The sequence below is a fragment of the Candidatus Ornithobacterium hominis genome (assembly GCF_951229915.1).
Classification (GTDB): Bacteria; Bacteroidota; Bacteroidia; order Flavobacteriales; family Weeksellaceae; genus Ornithobacterium; species Ornithobacterium hominis.
Genome location: NZ_OX579588.1, coordinates 1,512,740 through 1,529,161, shown reverse-complemented (window position 1 = coordinate 1,529,161; position 16,422 = coordinate 1,512,740). Strand labels below are relative to the sequence as shown.

The 16,422-nt window shown below is 37.3% G+C and carries 13 protein-coding genes; 6 read left to right on the top strand and 7 right to left on the bottom strand.

Annotated elements, in window-relative coordinates:
- Positions 1-156 precede the first annotated feature (156 nt).
- From QOX03_RS07145 to dnaB, 3 genes are all read left to right on the top strand, one after another.
- Entirely contained in the window at positions 157-2,721 is a 2,565-nt protein-coding gene (locus tag QOX03_RS07145) for a YfhO family protein (protein ID WP_283670593.1), read from the top strand.
- Positions 2,722-2,750: 29 nt separating this feature from the next.
- Positions 2,751-3,704 carry an acetyl-CoA carboxylase carboxyltransferase subunit alpha gene (locus tag QOX03_RS07140; protein ID WP_283670592.1) on the top strand — a complete coding sequence of 318 codons (954 nt, stop codon included), beginning with the start codon at positions 2,751-2,753 and terminating at the stop codon, positions 3,702-3,704.
- Between the two features lie 88 nt (positions 3,705-3,792).
- The gene (gene dnaB, locus QOX03_RS07135) at positions 3,793-5,337 is read left to right on the top strand and encodes a replicative DNA helicase (protein WP_119059336.1); all 1,545 of its coding nucleotides are present in this window, start codon (positions 3,793-3,795) and stop codon (positions 5,335-5,337) included.
- Between the two features lie 35 nt (positions 5,338-5,372).
- Here the strand turns inward: dnaB and QOX03_RS07130 are convergent, their stop codons facing one another.
- Entirely contained in the window at positions 5,373-5,945 is a 573-nt protein-coding gene (locus tag QOX03_RS07130; protein WP_283670591.1) for a sugar transferase, read from the bottom strand.
- Between the two features lie 169 nt (positions 5,946-6,114).
- Between QOX03_RS07130 and QOX03_RS07125 the strand changes: the two genes are divergently transcribed.
- Positions 6,115-7,707, top strand: coding sequence for a peptide chain release factor 3 (locus QOX03_RS07125; protein WP_119057961.1), 1,593 nt, complete (start codon positions 6,115-6,117; stop codon positions 7,705-7,707).
- 54 nt (positions 7,708-7,761) lie between these two features.
- Here QOX03_RS07125 and QOX03_RS07120 read toward each other — a convergent pair whose 3' ends face one another.
- Positions 7,762-8,796 (bottom strand): GDP-mannose 4,6-dehydratase, encoded by a 1,035-nt coding sequence (locus QOX03_RS07120; RefSeq protein ID WP_283670590.1) that lies wholly within the window; start codon positions 8,794-8,796, stop codon positions 7,762-7,764.
- 1 nt (position 8,797) lies between these two features.
- A complete protein-coding gene (locus tag QOX03_RS07115) occupies positions 8,798-9,688 on the bottom strand; it encodes a diacylglycerol/lipid kinase family protein (RefSeq protein ID WP_283670589.1) in 891 nt (296 codons plus the stop codon).
- A gap of 55 nt (positions 9,689-9,743) precedes the next feature.
- Between QOX03_RS07115 and QOX03_RS07110 the strand changes: the two genes are divergently transcribed.
- Together QOX03_RS07110 and upp are read left to right on the top strand one after the other, a co-directional pair.
- Entirely contained in the window at positions 9,744-10,730 is a 987-nt protein-coding gene (locus tag QOX03_RS07110) for a phosphatase domain-containing protein (protein ID WP_283670588.1), read from the top strand.
- 12 nt (positions 10,731-10,742) lie between these two features.
- Entirely contained in the window at positions 10,743-11,396 is a 654-nt protein-coding gene (upp, locus tag QOX03_RS07105) for a uracil phosphoribosyltransferase (RefSeq protein ID WP_283670587.1), read from the top strand.
- Positions 11,397-11,415: 19 nt separating this feature from the next.
- Here upp and QOX03_RS07100 read toward each other — a convergent pair whose 3' ends face one another.
- Genes QOX03_RS07100 through QOX03_RS07085 form a run of 4 tightly spaced genes read right to left on the bottom strand, consistent with a single transcriptional unit; the run spans position 11,416 to position 16,418 of the window.
- On the bottom strand, positions 11,416-12,264 hold the full coding sequence (locus tag QOX03_RS07100; RefSeq protein ID WP_283670586.1) for a nucleoside phosphorylase: 849 nt from the start codon (positions 12,262-12,264) through the stop codon (positions 11,416-11,418).
- Positions 12,261-12,590, bottom strand: coding sequence for a translation initiation factor (locus QOX03_RS07095; protein WP_119057966.1), 330 nt, complete (start codon positions 12,588-12,590; stop codon positions 12,261-12,263). Before QOX03_RS07095 ends, QOX03_RS07100 begins: the two co-directional genes overlap by 4 nt.
- Positions 12,591-12,592: 2 nt before the next feature.
- The gene (locus QOX03_RS07090) at positions 12,593-14,749 is read right to left on the bottom strand and encodes a TonB-dependent receptor plug domain-containing protein (RefSeq protein ID WP_283670585.1); all 2,157 of its coding nucleotides are present in this window, start codon (positions 14,747-14,749) and stop codon (positions 12,593-12,595) included.
- 1 nt (position 14,750) lies between these two features.
- Positions 14,751-16,418 carry a M23 family metallopeptidase gene (locus QOX03_RS07085; protein WP_283670584.1) on the bottom strand — a complete coding sequence of 556 codons (1,668 nt, stop codon included), beginning with the start codon at positions 16,416-16,418 and terminating at the stop codon, positions 14,751-14,753.
- Positions 16,419-16,422: the final 4 nt, after the last annotated feature.

The window sequence follows — 16,422 nt, the reverse complement described above, 5'->3', positions numbered from 1 at the left end:
TAATCCTATTTTTAGTCCTGTATTTGATTTATTCTTGGATTTTAAAAATTTTTAAGCCTTTAAAAAAAGAGAAAAAATCTAATAAAGAGGTGCGAATTTTTAAAACCAAAAATGTAGAAGATTCTAAATATGAAGTCGAGGCGGAAACCGTAGAATATGAAGAAATTATTACAGAAAAACCAAAAGAATAATTTAATTTATGCTGCAATCATGCTCATCGTTTTTGCAGTATTTTCTTTGGCATACAATGCGCCAGTCATCACGGGGGGTATGGCTTTGTCTCAGCCAGATATCATCAATTACAAAGGTAGCGCAGAAGAAATGCTTCAATATCAGAAACAAACAGGTGAAAACATTTACTGGTCTGATGCCATGTTTGGCGGGATGCCCACCTACCAAACGGGCGCTAGCTATGATGGCTACTGGGTAAAAAAAGTAGACGAAATTTTTCGCTTTTTGCCACGCCCTGCAGATTATCTTTTTATTCTCTTAGGTGGATTTTTCTTTCTAGGTTTCGTACTTTTCAGAAACTGGAAGTATGCTGCATTGAGTGCTTTTTTATTCGGTTTAGGGACTTATTTTTTCATCGTTATTGAAGCTGGGCACAATGCTAAAGTCCATGCCATCGCCTACTTTGCACCGTTTATGGCTGCGTTGATACTCATTTTTAGAAAAAAATACATTATAGGATTTCTTCTTGCCACGCTATTCATGGCGCTAGAGCTCTTGGCAAGTCATCCGCAGATGACCTACTATTTTGGTTTTGTAGTACTTTTTTATTTCATTGCTGAATTTTTTGAAGCCTTAAAAAATCATTCCATCAGAGATTATTTCATCAAAAGTTTATTAGCCATTTCATCAGTGGTGCTAGCATTTGGAATGAACAGTAGCCCGTTGATGGCAACGCAAGAATACACGCCATTTTCTACCCGAGGAGAAAATGACGTTACTTTGTTTGAAGATTCCAACCCGAGTGGTCTAGATAAATCTTACATCACCCATTGGAGCTACGGGAAACTAGAAACCTTAAATTTATGGATTCCAAACTTTATGGGTGGCGGCTCAGTGGCTGATGAGGAAAGTAAACCGAATTTGAAGAAAGCTCTAGAAAATAATGTTCGTTCGCCAGAAGAATACGATTATTACCAGCAATATTTATATTATCTGCCAACCTATTGGGGCGACCAACCCTTCACGAGTGGCCCAGCCTACCAAGGAGCTATCGTCGTTTTTCTTTTTTTGTTAGGTTGCATCATTGTGCCAGGCAAATGGAAGTGGTGGCTACTAGGTTCAACGCTTTTCTCGATTTTTCTATCGTGGGGGGAGAACATGATGTGGCTCACTGATATATTCATCGACTACGTACCTTTGTATGATAAATTTAGAGCCGTTTCTTCGATATTAGTCATTGCTGAATTTACGATGCCACTCTTGGCCGCCTTTGCAATTTATTATATATTCAAAAAAGAATTTTTAAAGCCTTTAGAAATTTATAAAAAAACACTGTATGTATCTTTAGGAACTTTAGGAATTTTATTAATTCTCTATTTCGTTGGGGCAAATTTATTCAGTTTTGCTACACAGGTAGAGGAGCAATTACCCACATTTGTAGCCAATGGAATCAGAGCTGACCGTGTAGCTTTATTTCAAGCTGATACGCTGAGGACTTTCATTTTCGTAGCCTTAGCCGCGGGGTTGATTTTAGCATATTTAAAAAAATATATCAAATCTAAAGAAATCGTCATCGCAGGAATCGCTGTTTTGACGATTATAGACCTGTGGGGAGTGAATAAAAGATACCTAAATAATGAAGATTTTATACCTAAGCAATGGGTTGAAAATCCATTTCCTACAGAAGCTTCTCAGCGACTCCTGAATGAAGCGCAAAAGGGCTCGCCAGCACTGATGCAAATTGCACATAAGATTCCAGTCAATCATTTACTCAATGAGTTGAAAAAGCAAAATCCTGGGCATTACAGGGTTTTTAATACGATTTCTAGTACATTCAACGAAACTCAAACTTCCTATTTTCTGCCTTCATTGGGCGGATACCACGGAGCGAAACTCCAGAATTACCAAAATGTGATTGATTTATATTTCTCTAGCGACAGCATACAAATGAAAAAACTTGGGATTTTGAGCGGGAGAGAAAACATTTTAAACCTATTGAACACCAAATTTGTAGTGGTAGGAGGAGCTCAAAAACCTCAGTTGATTCAAAATCCAGCCGTGGCTGGGAATGCGTGGTTTGTTTCTCAAGTTTTGCCACAAGAATCAGCAGATTCAGCCTTGGTGAAAATTGGTAAAATTGATATAAAAAACGTAGCTGTAGCTGGAGCAAAAGCGCTGAAATTCTCCAATGAAAATGCTGAAATTAACTTAAAATCTTACCACCCGATGAAGTTGAGCTATGAAAGTAGAAACGAACAATCGGGCTATGCCGTTTTTTCAGAAATTTATTACCCCAAAGGATGGAAAGCATATATTAATGGAGAAGAAGTTGAAATTTTACAGACAAATTATTTTCTGAGAGGTTTAGAAATCCCAGCAGGAACGAATCAGATTGATTTTGTATTTGAACCACAAGTGATTCAACGAGGCAAAACAATGATGCTAGCTTCCAATATCATTTTTATTCTTTTGGTTTTGGGTGGAATTTTTTATCATTGGAAAAATTTTCGCTCTAAAAAAGACGATGAGATTGAAATTTCTAAAAATTAATTATCTTTAAACCCACTAAAATTTTAATTATGGATTATTTGCCGTTTGAGGAGCCGATAAAAAGCCTATATGAGAGTTATGAATCTTGCAGACTAGAAGGTGAGCAGAAGGGCGTGGATACCAAAGCGAAATGTATAGCAATAGAGGACAAAATTTTAGCTAAAAAAAAGCAGATTTATAGTAAATTAACGCCATGGCAACGGGTGCAGTTGTCTCGTCACCCCAATCGGCCATATGCCTTGGATTTCATCTATGGATTGACCAAAAATACCTTTATAGAACTACATGGTGACCGAAATTTTGCCGATGATAAAGCTATGGTGGGAGGTTTTGGTAAAATTGATGAGCAGACATTTATGTTTATCGGTCAGCAGAAAGGGAAAAACACCAAACAACGCCAGTATCGTCGCTTTGGGATGTCAAACCCCGAGGGTTACCGCAAAGCAATGCGTCTGATGAAATTGGCTGAAAAATTTGGAAAGCCCATAGTCACTTTTATTGATACACCAGGTGCATATCCAGGCTTAGAGGCAGAGGAAAGAGGGCAAGGACAAGCCATCGCTCAGAGCATTTATGAGATGATGAAACTAAGTGTTCCCGTGATTTGTATCGTAATTGGTGAAGGTGCATCTGGAGGAGCCTTAGGCATCGGTATAGGGAATCGAGTTTATATGCTAGAAAACACTTGGTATTCTGTCATATCACCAGAGAGCTGTTCCTCTATTCTGTGGCGAAGCTGGGATTATAAAGAAACAGCTGCAGAAGTACTGAAGTTGACACCACAAGACATGAAAAAACAAGGAATCATTGACGGAATAATTCCAGAACCATTGGGCGGAGCGCATTATGATTACTATGAAACCTTTGATAATGTAAAAAAGGTCATTAAAAAAGAATTTCTAGACCTTCAAAAATTAAGTCCAGAAAAATTGGCAGAAGAAAGGCAGAGTAAATTTCTTGATTTCGGAATTTTTAAAGGCTAAATAGAATTTAAAAAAAATCTATTGCGGATAAAATGAATGTTTAGAAAGTGGGTTTAGTAATCCACTTTTTTTTTAATTTTGCTCTCCCATGAACGAAACACAAAGTAAAACTCAGGCATCTTTTTCCATTCCCAAAAAAACTTCATCTTCAGCAGAGCGAGGCAAAATGCCACCGCAAGCCATTGATTTAGAAGAAGCAGTTTTGGGTGCTATGATGATTGACAAAAAAGGTTTGAATGAAACCATCGAAATCTTACAAGAAGATTTTTTCTACCGTCCTCAGCATCAGAAAATATTTAAAGCGATAGCGACTTTATTCAATGAATCTGAACCGATTGACCTTTTGACGGTTTCTAATCAGTTGAGAAAAAACGGAGATTATGATAGCATAGGAGGAAATTACTATTTGGTTGGCTTGACCCAAAAGGTAGCGTCCTCTGCCCATATTGAGTTTCACGCACGGGTGATTCAAGAAAAATATGTACTACGGAAATTGATTGAAATTTCATCAAGCATCATTGATAAAGCTTATGATGAAACGACAGATATTTTTGAACTTTTGGATGAATCAGAATCAGAAATCTTTAAAATTACCGATGGAAGTTTAAAGTCAGAGTACAAAGATTCAAAATCTTTGGTATACCAAGCAATTGAGCAGATTAAAGCCATGTCTGAGAAAGAGGGCCTAAGTGGTGTGCCTTCTGGGTTTAGAGATGTTGATAAAATTACGAGTGGTTTTCATCCATCAGATTTGGTGATTTTAGCAGCTCGTCCAGGTATGGGTAAAACGGCATTTGTACTTTCGATGGCAAAAAATATTACCGTTGATTATAAAATACCAGTGGCAGTGTTTTCATTGGAAATGTCAAGTATTCAGTTGATTACGAGGCTTATTGTTGGCGAAACAGGTATTGATAACGAAAAAATAAAAAAAGGAAATTTAACGGATGCCGAGTGGAAGCAACTCTATACCAAGGTAAAAAATTTAGAAAACGCACCGCTTTTCATTGATGATACACCAGCGCTGAATGTTTTTGATTTACGAGCAAAATGCCGAAGATTGGTTTCGCAACACGGCGTGAAAATGATAATTATTGATTACCTCCAGTTGATGACAACCAAAGATAAATCTAGTGGAAATCGAGAGCAGGAGATTTCGACAATTTCTCGAAGTTTGAAAGCAATTGCTAAAGAATTGGAAGTTCCAGTGATTGCACTTTCTCAGTTATCTCGAGCAGTAGAAACGCGAGGAGGAAGCAAACGCCCTTTATTATCTGATTTGAGGGAATCTGGAGCGATAGAGCAAGACGCAGATATCGTTTCGTTTATTTACAGGCCTGAGTATTACAAAATCCCAACTTGGGACGATGAAGAACAGAGCCCAACGGAAGGTCAAGCGGAATTGATTATCGCAAAACACAGAAATGGAGCTTTAGAAAACATCCGTTTACGATTCATCGCAGAGCAAGCAAAATTTATGGATTTATCGGAGTCTACCAGCTTTAGCAGTGGCCCCATGGAATTACAGAGCAGTATGAATAATGATGATTTTGAATTACCAAACATTAATCCGTTAGATTCCTTTGGGATAGATGATTTCTCTAATGATGATGATAACGAAGTTCCTTTTTAAAATTTTTTAAGGCTTGAGAAAATTTAAACAAAAAATTAAAAAACCGTATCCCAAAGAATTTTTAAATCTTTCATGAAATTTTGATTTCTCACATAAGCCTTATTGATTTCCACTTTATCACGCCACAAAACTTCATCATTGAATTTTTTAGGATCGCTTTGCTTATTGAGAATTTCACGCTCATTTCTATACTTCAGTTGTGCAGGGCCTGTGATGCCAGGCCTCACAGAAAGGATAATTCTGTCTTCGCCTTCCAATTCATCAGCATAACCAGCAACATCAGGTCTGGGGCCTACAAAACTCATCGTTCCGTTCAAAATGTTTAGAAGCTGGGGCAATTCATCCAATTTATAGCGCATAAAGAAACGACCTGATTTCGTCAGTTGATGTGTTTTTTCGGTAGTGATAGAATCCGTGTAATCTCCTTTTAAAGTCCTTATTTTAAACATTTTAAAAGGCTTAGCGTTTTTCCCGATTCGAGTGTGAATAAAGAAGCCATTTTTCCCCGTGTCCCAGCTTGCAATCACCCACATCAGGAGCATCGGGAAAGCAAAGACGATCAACAGGATGGAAGCCAATGTGTAATCAAAAATTTGTTTTATCAGCATATCTTACGCTACAAAGATAAAACACATATTTTCTAAGGCTTAAAAAATTTAAAATAAATTTTCTTAAATATTTTTTTTAATTCATCATAAAGTTAACAAAGAATTGGGCTCGTCATTCACCCATTACTTGTTCAAAAAAACTTATCTTTGCCATCCTTGAATTTGAGGTATGTCTAAATTATTACAAAAAGAAATTCAGAAAAGAAAAACCTTCGGGATAGTCTCTCACCCTGATGCTGGCAAGACTACACTTACCGAGAAACTTCTGCTTTTTGGTGGAGCAATACAAGAAGCTGGAGCAGTGAAATCCAACAAAATCAAAAAATCAGCAACTTCTGATTTTATGGAAATCGAGCGACAGCGTGGGATTTCGGTAGCGACTTCTGTTTTAGCATTTGAATATAAAGGTAAGAAAATCAATATTTTAGACACACCTGGGCACAAAGATTTTGCTGAGGATACTTACCGAACTTTGACGGCGGTAGATAGCGTGATTGTTGTGATTGATGTAGCCAAAGGAGTTGAAGAACAGACGGAAAAATTGGTAGAAGTTTGCCGAATGCGTAACATTCCCATGCTTGTTTTCATCAATAAATTAGACCGTGAAGGGAAAGATGCCTTTGATTTGCTTGATGAAGTAGAGCAGAAGCTCAACCTGACTGTTACGCCGCTTTCTTGGCCCATTGGCATGGGCGATCGCTTCAAAGGTATTTATAATATCTGGGAAAAAAACATTCAACTTTTTTCTTCCCAAAACAAGCAAAAAATAAGTGAAGGGATTGAGTTTGAAGATCTTGCTACCCCAGAACTGAATCAAATCTTAGGCGATGAGGCAGCAGAAACTTTACGCGAAGAAGTTGACTTAGTTACAGGAGTTTACCCTAATTTCAGCAAAGAAGAATACCTCAAAGGGCAGCTGCAACCCGTATTTTTTGGCTCAGCACTCAATAATTTTGGGGTGCGTGAGTTGCTCAATGCCTTTATAGATATAGCACCAAATCCGCTGCCCAAAGAGAGTGATGTGCGAATCGTGGAACCGACTGAAGAGAACTTCACAGGTTTTGTCTTTAAAATTCATGCAAATATGGACCCCAAACACCGAGACCGATTAGCCTTTGTGAAAGTGGTTTCGGGAAAATTTGAAAGAAACACACCATATTTGCACGTCCGCAACGGTAAAAACCTGAAATTTAGTAGCCCAAATGCTTTTTTTGCCGATAAAAAAGAAATTATAGATGAGAGCTTCCCAGGCGATATTGTAGGTTTGCATGACACGGGCAACTTCCGCATTGGGGATACGCTAACGCAAGGTGAGGAATTGCAATTCAAGGGAATACCAAGTTTCTCTCCTGAGCATTTCCGCTACGTGAATAATGCTGACCCGATGAAAGCCAAGCAATTTGAGAAAGGAGTAGACCAGCTGATGGATGAGGGCGTTGCCCAGCTTTTTACGCTAGAATACAACAACAGAAAAATCATCGGGACCGTTGGGGCACTGCAGTTTGAAGTTATAGAATATCGGCTAGAGCACGAGTATAATGCCAAAGTGAGCTACGAAAATATCAATATACACAAAGCATGTTGGGTAGAGCCACAAGATGAGAATTCAGAAGAGTTTAAAGAGTTCTTGCGTGTGAAACAAAAATACCTAGCCCGAGATAAATACAATCAGCTAGTCTTTTTGGCTGATTCAGCATTCACGATTCAAATGACAGAGCAAAAGTACCCAAGCGTGAAATTACACACCGTCAGTGAGTTTTAAAAGAAAAAAAATTTTAAGCCTTAAAAAATTTTAAGAAAAACAGAACTTTATTTTTTAAGGCTTAAAAAAAATATTGTTTTTTCTGTACCAATCTACAAATTTTTGAATTCCAGTAGAGAAATCTGTAGTTGGAGCATAGCCGATTAGTTTTTTAGCTTTTCTGATGTCAGCATTGGTTAAATTCACATCACCAGGTTGCATTGGCAGATGATTCAGCAGCGCTTTTTTGCCCAAAGTTGCTTCAATGCTAGCTAGCATTTCGCTTAATTTCACCACTTGGTTTTCACCTAAATTCAGCGTTTCGTACACGTTTTCGTTTTTCTCTATATAATCCAAAGCTTTTAAAATTCCTTGAATAATGTCATCAATATACGTGTAATCTCTAGCCGTAGAACCATCACCATAGAATGGAATTTGCTCGCCATTTTCAATCAAATTAGTAAATTTATGAATTGCTAAATCTGGGCGTTGGCGGGGTCCGTAGACGGTGAAAAAGCGCAATAATAGCATGTCTATTTCATGTAAATGATGATAAACATGGGCTAGAATTTCTCCTGACTTCTTGGTCGCAGCATAGGGCGAAATAGAAAAATCTACTGGGTCGCTTTCTGCAAAGGGAGTTTTAGCATTATTGCCATAAACTGAGGAGGAAGAAGCAAATAATAATTTTTTAACCTTAAAATTTTTTAAGGCTTCAAAAATATTTAGACTTCCCTTTACATTAACTTCTTCGTAGCGTAAAGGCTGCTGAATTGATGGACGAACGCCAGCTAAAGCGGCTAAATGAATTACCGCATCTATGTGATGATTTTCAAAAATTTTAAAAATAGAATCTCTGTCAACGATATTGGCCGTGTAGAGTTTAAAGTTTGGAATATCTTTCTGAGCAAAGCATTCAATATCCTTCCATTTATCTCCTTTGATTTCAGCTGAAACTCCCGTTGCGGCCTGTAAATTTTTTAATTTAATGGAATAATCATAAAAATCATCAAAATTATCTACCACAATAACTTGATGTTTTTGAATTAAATTCTCGACCAAATGTGAGCCAATAAATCCAGCTCCGCCAGTGACTAAATAAATTTTCATTTTAATTTTGAATAAAAGATTTAGGAACAATCATTTTGATGAATTTATCATTGAATAAAACCTTGATAGTTTTTGTTTTACCTTGGTATTCGCCATCCACTTGTAGGTGCACAGGTTTTTTCGTTTTTACCATCAGATTACGGCAAGGCACAATGCGGACGATTTCGGGGCTGGGCTTATCTTTACCGAGGTATAGACGCAGGGCTTCCATCAGAGAAAATTTCTCGACTTGCACCAATTCAAATTGATTGTCATCCAATTTCCCGTTGGGGTTGATAGCAAGACCAGTGCCATAGCCCGTCGCGTTGCAAAATACCAACATATAAAATTTCATTTGGTACTCTTCATTATCTATGTAAACTACTGCTTTAGAGGCTGTTTGATTGAATGATACACTCACGAAAGCTTTTAAGTAACCTAAGAAACCACGGCGTTTTTGTTTCTCAAATCGCCGCACAATTGAGGCATTCAAGCCAATATCTGCCAAATGTATGCAGAAAGCGCCATTGACTGTCAAAGAAGAAACACGGTGTGTTTGGTTTTCCTTTATCGTCTCCAAAGCGTGGAAAATACCTTTATCTAATTCTAAATTTTTAGCCAAGCCATTTGCTGAACCCGTAGGCAAAATACCCATGTGTGTAGAGCTGCCATACAAAATTTCTGCAACGAAACGCACCGTACCATCTCCGCCAGAAGCTACTACGGTATCGTAGTGATTTTGCTTGATTTCTTTTTGGAGTTCTATTGAAGCGTTGGCAGACCAGTTGGGCGTGTGGTAAGCGACAGAAATTTCTGGAAATTGTGAGAAATAAGCTTCAATTTCCTCTTTATAATCTTTATCTTTAGGGCCGGAAGCCGGATTCAGTACAAATAAAATTTTTCGACTGTCCATAACAGAAATTAGATTTCTCCAAATGTAATTAAGTAATCAATATTTATCAAAATAAATGTTTATTAAAGTTTATCACAGCTTTTGCGGTGAAGAAAAATTAATCATCAATGGGCATGTCTTTCAGCATGAACCGATTCATTTTGATGTGAAAGATTCTTGGTTGGGGTCAAATATCAAATCTCTTTTGACTTTATTTCGAGTAAAGCCATTGACAGAAGTGAAATTAAAAATTCATTTTTTTAATCAAATTATAGATTCTAAAAGTGATGAAAACGGTTACTTCATGTTTGAATGTAAACCTGCAAATTCGATTCCCCATGGTTGGCATTCGTGTCAAGTAAAGGCTATAGACAACGACGGAAATGAAATTACCCACAGTGAGGGGAAATTTTTTAAGCCTTATAAAACTTCTCATGGAATTATTTCTGATATTGATGATACGGTATTAAAGTCTTATAGTGCAAGCATTTTTCGTCGGTTGTATGAAATGATAAGTAAAAATCCTGAGGAGCGAAAGCTTTTTGACCACACGGTAGAATGGTACAGGAAATTGGCAGAAACAGAAGTTCCTGGCGAGGAAAGCAATTCTTTTTTCTATGTAAGCAGCAGCGAATGGAATTTGTATGATTACTTGAATACTATTTTCAAAAAACATCAGTTGCCTGAAGGGATTTTTTTGCTGAATGATTTAAAAAAGCTCAAAGATTTCTTCCAAACAGGGAAGACAGGGCATCAAGGCAAATATGACCGCATAAAATCACTGCTGGAAGCTTTTCCGAACCAAAATTATATTCTAATTGGGGACAATACACAGCGAGACCCGTATATTTACAAAAAAATTTCTTTGGATTTTCCAGGGAGAATTATTGCTGTTTTTTTACGAAATAAATCGAAAAAAAATGCCGTAAAAACACAAAAATTACTAAGCGAAATGTGTGTAGAAAAACAAAGAGTCCTTCTGTTTGATACGACTTTGCAAGCCTTGAAAAAATCTAAAGAATGGGGGTTAATCGATTATAAAATAGATGAGTACATTTTTTAAACCAAAAAAAACATGAGCAATATACATTTAATTTCAGAGCAAAATTCACTAGTAACAGAGTGGATGAATGAAATCAGTAACGTTCATTCACAAAATCATCGTATGACTTTTCGGCGAAATCTAGAACGAATTGGTGAAATTGCAGCCTATGAAATCAGCAAAAAATTAGAATATAAAACGATTCAAATTCAGACGCCTTTAGCACAGAAAGATTCTTATGCGCTAGAAACGCAACCCATTGTTATGACAATTTTGAGGGCTGGAGTCCCTTTATTCAACGGAGTGATGAATTATTTTGACAAAGCTGATGCTGGATTTATAGCCGCTTACCGCAAAGAGAATGGAGAAGACATCAGCGTTCAGCAAGATTATGTAACTTGTCCTGATATCAATGGCCGCCCGTTGATTTTGGCAGACCCGATGCTGGCAACTAGCTCTTCGCTGGTCAAAGCACTAGAGGAGATTTTAGCCTACGGCCAGCCGAGCGTGTTGCATGTTGTTTGCGCTATAGCTTCAGAGCAAGGGGTTGCAAAGTTTTCTAAGCATTTCCCGAATGCTCACTTGTGGTGTGGCAGCATCGACCCGCGACTTAATGATAGGAATTACATCGTTCCTGGGCTGGGAGACGCTGGAGATTTATCTTACGGTAGTAAATTGCAGAATTGATGATTTTTTTTCTAAGCCTTTAAAAATTTTGCAATAAATAAAGACTTTTTTGAATCATTTCTTTCACTTTGGGTTGATAGTTCTCTAGGAATTTACCAGTCGTTCGGTTGGCTATGATGCAGTTGATAGAGAGTGCCTGATGCCCCAAGAGTTTTGAAAGAGCATAAATGGCAGAGGTTTCCATTTCAAAATTATCAATGCCAACTTTATTTAAATCTGCTAAGAAATCACCCTCAACGCATTTCAACCGCACTTGTCGACCTTGTGGGCCATAGAATCCTGATAGAGAGCCTGTTACCCCGACTCTCCCCACAGATTTAAAATGCTGTAATAAAGCATTGTCTGCATCGGCGGCATACATTAAATTCAGAATGACTGGATTTTCTAAGCCTTTAGAAATTTTTTCTTTTATAGCTGAGTCTTGATGTTGCGGGTAAAAATTCATCATCCCGTCAAAACCGATTCCACTTTGGCTTAATATAAAATCACCAACCTTTATTTCTGGATTTAATGAGCCAGAAGTACCTAAGCGTATCAACTTTAGCGATTTGGTTTCTTTTTTTATACTTCTTTCTTTTAAATCGATATTCACCAAGGCATCCAATTCATTGAGGACTATATCAATATTATCGGTACCGATGCCCGTACTTAAAACGCTAACTTTCTTGTTTTGCAGCCAACCAGTATGGGTTATAAATTCCCGTTTTTGTTTGGTAACTAAAATTTCATCAAAAAATTGGCTCACGAGCGGTACTCGCCCTGGGTCACCGACCAAAAAAATGGTTTCGCCGATGTCTTGTGGCAGTAAGTTTAGATGATAAACGCTGCCATCGGCATTCAATGGTAATTCTGAACTTTGTATTTTCATCCGCCTACTCTTTTTACTTTCATTCCTTGTTTTTTCAAATAATCCATGATTTTTTTTCGCAAATCACCTTGAATGATAATTTCTTCATTTTTAAAAGAGCCACCAACGCCCAGCATTTTTTTGATTTCTTTTGCCAATTGCTTGAAATCATCTTGATGCCCAGTATAGCCTTTGATGATGGTGTGTGGTTTGCCATTTCTTTTTTCGTAATGGCATTCGACTACCTCATCAGGTATCCATAAGCCATCATTTTCTGAATCATCTGCTTCATTGGCTTCAAATTCATGCTCAGGAAAAGCTTTTTTCAGTTGTTCTTTCAAATCCATGCTTAAAATTTAATATAGAAGTTAGCATTAAAAAATCTACCCGTTAACCGATGAGGAACGCCATAAATATTCCTAGATTGTACATCTCTTAGCCACTGGTTAGATATTACATTTTGAATATTAAAAATATTAAAAACATCCACCCCAACTTCCATTTGTTTTACTAATTTATGATTCTTTTTTCTATTTTGAATAATAATCTTCTTTAACCCCACATCTACCCGTTTATAGTCGGGCAGGCGACGCTGAAAATCATAAGGATTTGTGAGAGGCGGAGCACCATTGGGTAATCCTGTGGCATAGATTAAATTCATATTTACCTTAAAACTAGGGAATAATGGCATCGAGTCTTGGAAGAATAGGGAAATCTTAAACCTAGGGTCGGTGGGGCGGTCAATCCAAGTTTGTTGATTCCATTTTTCTCGGGTTCGGCCATAAGACAAGCTGAGCCACGAATCTGCTCCAGGAATCAACTCGCCGTAAAGACGGGTATCGACACCATAGGCGAAGCCCTTGCTTTCGTTCTCACCAGTGTACCTGATGCGCACGTTGTCTAGATAATAAGGAACTAAGTCTTGTAATTTCTTGTAATACAAATCAGTAGAGAGTTTAAAAGGGCGGTCTCCTATAAAGAATTCAAAATCATGCCCGGCCAAGAAATGATAAGATTTTTGAGCTTTAATTTTTGAATTTAAACTTCCATCTAATTTTCTCATTTCTTTGTAGAATGCTGGCTGCACATATTTGCCTACCGCTAGGCGGAAAAGCTGACTCGTTACCCAATCGGGTTTGATGGCCATTTGAAACCTTGGGCTGATATTTGTTTCTTGATTGAAGTCCCAATATCCAGTCCTCACACCAGCATTAAGAAGGACTTTAGCATTATGCCAAAAGAATTTAGTATTGTATTGCAAAAAACTTGTGTAGCGTATTGATTGAATTTGATTTGTCCCCTGCATAGCGTAATTTACTTCTAAATGAGGATTTTGGGCTTGAATTTGAAAAGAGCTATAATCTTCAAAGCCCTTTAGGCTATAGCCTGCGGAGTCTATCATTTGCCATTCATTGAGGCGATCTTTTAAATCCTCTTTTTGAATTTCAAACCCCCAAGTTAATTTTTGATTTTTATTGATTTCAAAATTACCCTTGTGTTGAATCCCAAAGATGAAAGCATCTAAATCATTGCGCCCGTAGTCAATTTGTCCGCCAATATCGCGCGTAGCCGTTGCGTTACTCTCTTCATCCGTTGTGCGAATGTAATAGGCAGACAACACATCATAATATTCTTTTTCTTGGGTATGAGTCATAGTCAAGCCTAAATTTAGATCCCAACGGGGAGTGAGCTGAAAGTTTAAATTTAAATGACTGAATTTGCTTTTGAATTGCTCTTGCTCTCGCCCTTGGTAGTAGGTATAGACATTGATTGGGTGCTGCAAAGTCCCAAATTGGGTTTGGCGAGATTTTGGAATGGATTGAAATTCATTAAAATTATAATTTCCCAACCAAAAAATTTTAAGCCTTTTAGAAATTTTATAATTTAATAAGGCTTGAAAATCATAGGCTAAAGGATTAAAATCAGTATTCTCATCTAAAGTGTTTAGAATTAAATTCCTGTTCAAGTAGCGTCCGCTTACCAAAAGCGAACCTCCCTTGAATGGCAGCCCTGCCGTTATGTCGCCGCCCAAAAGTCCACCTGAAATTTCTGCAAATTTTTGATTAGGATTTTTATAAATTACATCTAAAACGCTACTCAATTTATCTCCCCACTGTGCTTCCCAGCCGCCAGGCATGAAGTTAATCAGTGCTACCATTTTTGGATGAATCAAACTTAAGCCTTCTTGTTGCCCAGAACGTACTAATTGGGGTTTAAAGATTTCAACGCCATTGATGTAAATCAAATTTTCATCATAATTCCCGCCGCGTACCATGTACTGCGAGCTGAGCTCAGTATTCACGCTTACATAAGGCAAAGTTTTCAAGACATCGGTAATGCTCCCCGTTAGCGTAGGTGCTTGGCGAGCTACTCTGGCGTTGATTTCTTCCTGATAGATTTTTTCTTCTTCTGTGGCCTGAAAAACAACTTCATTTAAATCTATTTCTTCTTGAGAAAAAGTGCTGATACTGATAAGAAAGAAAAAACAAAAAATGAATTTTTGCATTTTATTTTAAATTAATGCTATAATTTTTTTTAGCTAAATTACCTCCCAAATCTTGAATTTGAATGCTCAACTCTGCTTTCCCAGTGAAGGGAATATCTTCTCGGTCTATCCACATAAGGTGATTCTTTTTATCATAACGTAAAATCACCCATTCATTATTAGCGAAAGCATTGTAGGATTTTATACCTGACGAAGAATCTTTTACCTTGAATTTTAATTTATTACCTTTAATAAAAGAAGTATTGGGAGAGATATTGATGGGGGAAATTATGGGTTTTTCTCTATCAAATTCAATGGTAAATTGCCCAAAATCTCTTACCTGTGCAATGAGTTTCCCATCTTGGTAAGTTGTTTCAAAATAATCTTTTACTTTTTTGTTACCATAGTTATAAGTTACCGCAATCACAGCATTTTGTAGCTGAGCTGGCGATAAATTTTTAGGTTTTATAGCTAAAGTATAGAATTTATGAAGAGGAACTCGGTCGTTTTGGATGAAATAATTTTCACCAATTTTATCCACTTTTAGATACAAATCTTGGTAAAAACTTTTAGCAGGAAAATACAAAGAAACATTCTCATCATCGTAATGATTTTCTTCGTTCCATTTGAGAAATTTCCCATTTTTATTTAGAATTTGCGGTTGGCTGTTTTCTTTGCCTCGCACGGTAAAGCTCCCTTTCGTTTGATTGCCAGCAAAATCTTTTAGCACGACTTTGATTTGGTAATCCTGATTGGGAATTAAATTAATATAGCCGTTATTTTCAGCTTTTTTGACCATTGTAAGCGAATTTCCTTCTTCTAGGAAAAGTTTATAGATAAAACTTTTGTTGTTCATATACTGCTCATAGTCAGTTTGGCAGTTAATCATTCGAGTTTGCGAAAAGCTAAATCGGTCAACCTCGTAGGTAAAATATTTCTGATTATTTACCCACATTTCAATACTATAAATCCCATCTAAATTCTCTGCAAAATCCATCTTGTCATAAGCTTTGACGCCAACCCCAATGGTGCCAGACGCCAGTACAGGGGATTTAAAATCTTTTGCGCCAGTAAGGTCATATCTTTTTTTGCCTTCCACATCACCAGTAATGGCGTAAATATACATTCCGTTCAGCAAAGGATTTTTGTGATCTGGTGTCGTCAATCCAAACAAAAAAGGATTGATGGTTTCTTCCGTTTTGGTATCTCGAATTTCAAAATGCAAATGTGGCCCGCCAGAACTCCCAGAATTTCCTGTGAGTGCAATGAATTCGCCTTTATTTACTGGCAACGCCTCTGCTGGAGGGAAGATATTGATTTCAAAGGATTTCTGCTGATTTTGCTGAGCCGTTACATATTTTCCGATTTCATCTTGGAATTTTTGTAAATGCGCATATACTGATGTATAGCCGTTGGGGTGTGTGATGTACAAAGCATTTCCGTAGCCCGATGGTGAAACGCTGATTCTAGAAATATAGCCTTCTGCCACCGCAAAAACTTTTTGCCCTTCTCGCTGCTGTGTTTTGATGTCTATACCCGAATGGAAATGAAATCCACGTAATTCTGCAAAACTTCCTGCTAAAATTTGGTCTATTTCTAGTGGATAGCGAAAGTAATTTTGTGGATAATTTTGTGCAAAAGCAATGGGAAGTATTAAAAATTTTATAAGGCTTAAAAAATTTTTTTTCATTTCT

Bases quoted from the DNA above. Each gene is read 5' to 3' on its own strand.
- QOX03_RS07145 (WP_283670593.1), top strand. From the start codon at position 157: ATGAAGAAATTATTACAGAAAAACCAAAAGAATAATTTAATTTATGCT.
- QOX03_RS07140 (WP_283670592.1), top strand. From the start codon at position 2,751: ATGGATTATTTGCCGTTTGAGGAGCCGATAAAAAGCCTATATGAGAGT.
- dnaB (WP_119059336.1), top strand. From the start codon at position 3,793: ATGAACGAAACACAAAGTAAAACTCAGGCATCTTTTTCCATTCCCAAA.
- QOX03_RS07130 (WP_283670591.1), bottom strand. From the start codon at position 5,945: ATGCTGATAAAACAAATTTTTGATTACACATTGGCTTCCATCCTGTTG.
- QOX03_RS07125 (WP_119057961.1), top strand. From the start codon at position 6,115: ATGTCTAAATTATTACAAAAAGAAATTCAGAAAAGAAAAACCTTCGGG.
- QOX03_RS07120 (WP_283670590.1), bottom strand. From the start codon at position 8,796: ATGAAAATTTATTTAGTCACTGGCGGAGCTGGATTTATTGGCTCACAT.
- QOX03_RS07115 (WP_283670589.1), bottom strand. From the start codon at position 9,688: ATGGACAGTCGAAAAATTTTATTTGTACTGAATCCGGCTTCCGGCCCT.
- QOX03_RS07110 (WP_283670588.1), top strand. From the start codon at position 9,744: ATGTTTATTAAAGTTTATCACAGCTTTTGCGGTGAAGAAAAATTAATC.
- upp (WP_283670587.1), top strand. From the start codon at position 10,743: ATGAGCAATATACATTTAATTTCAGAGCAAAATTCACTAGTAACAGAG.
- QOX03_RS07100 (WP_283670586.1), bottom strand. From the start codon at position 12,264: ATGAAAATACAAAGTTCAGAATTACCATTGAATGCCGATGGCAGCGTT.
- QOX03_RS07095 (WP_119057966.1), bottom strand. From the start codon at position 12,590: ATGGATTTGAAAGAACAACTGAAAAAAGCTTTTCCTGAGCATGAATTT.
- QOX03_RS07090 (WP_283670585.1), bottom strand. From the start codon at position 14,749: ATGCAAAAATTCATTTTTTGTTTTTTCTTTCTTATCAGTATCAGCACT.
- QOX03_RS07085 (WP_283670584.1), bottom strand. From the start codon at position 16,418: ATGAAAAAAAATTTTTTAAGCCTTATAAAATTTTTAATACTTCCCATT.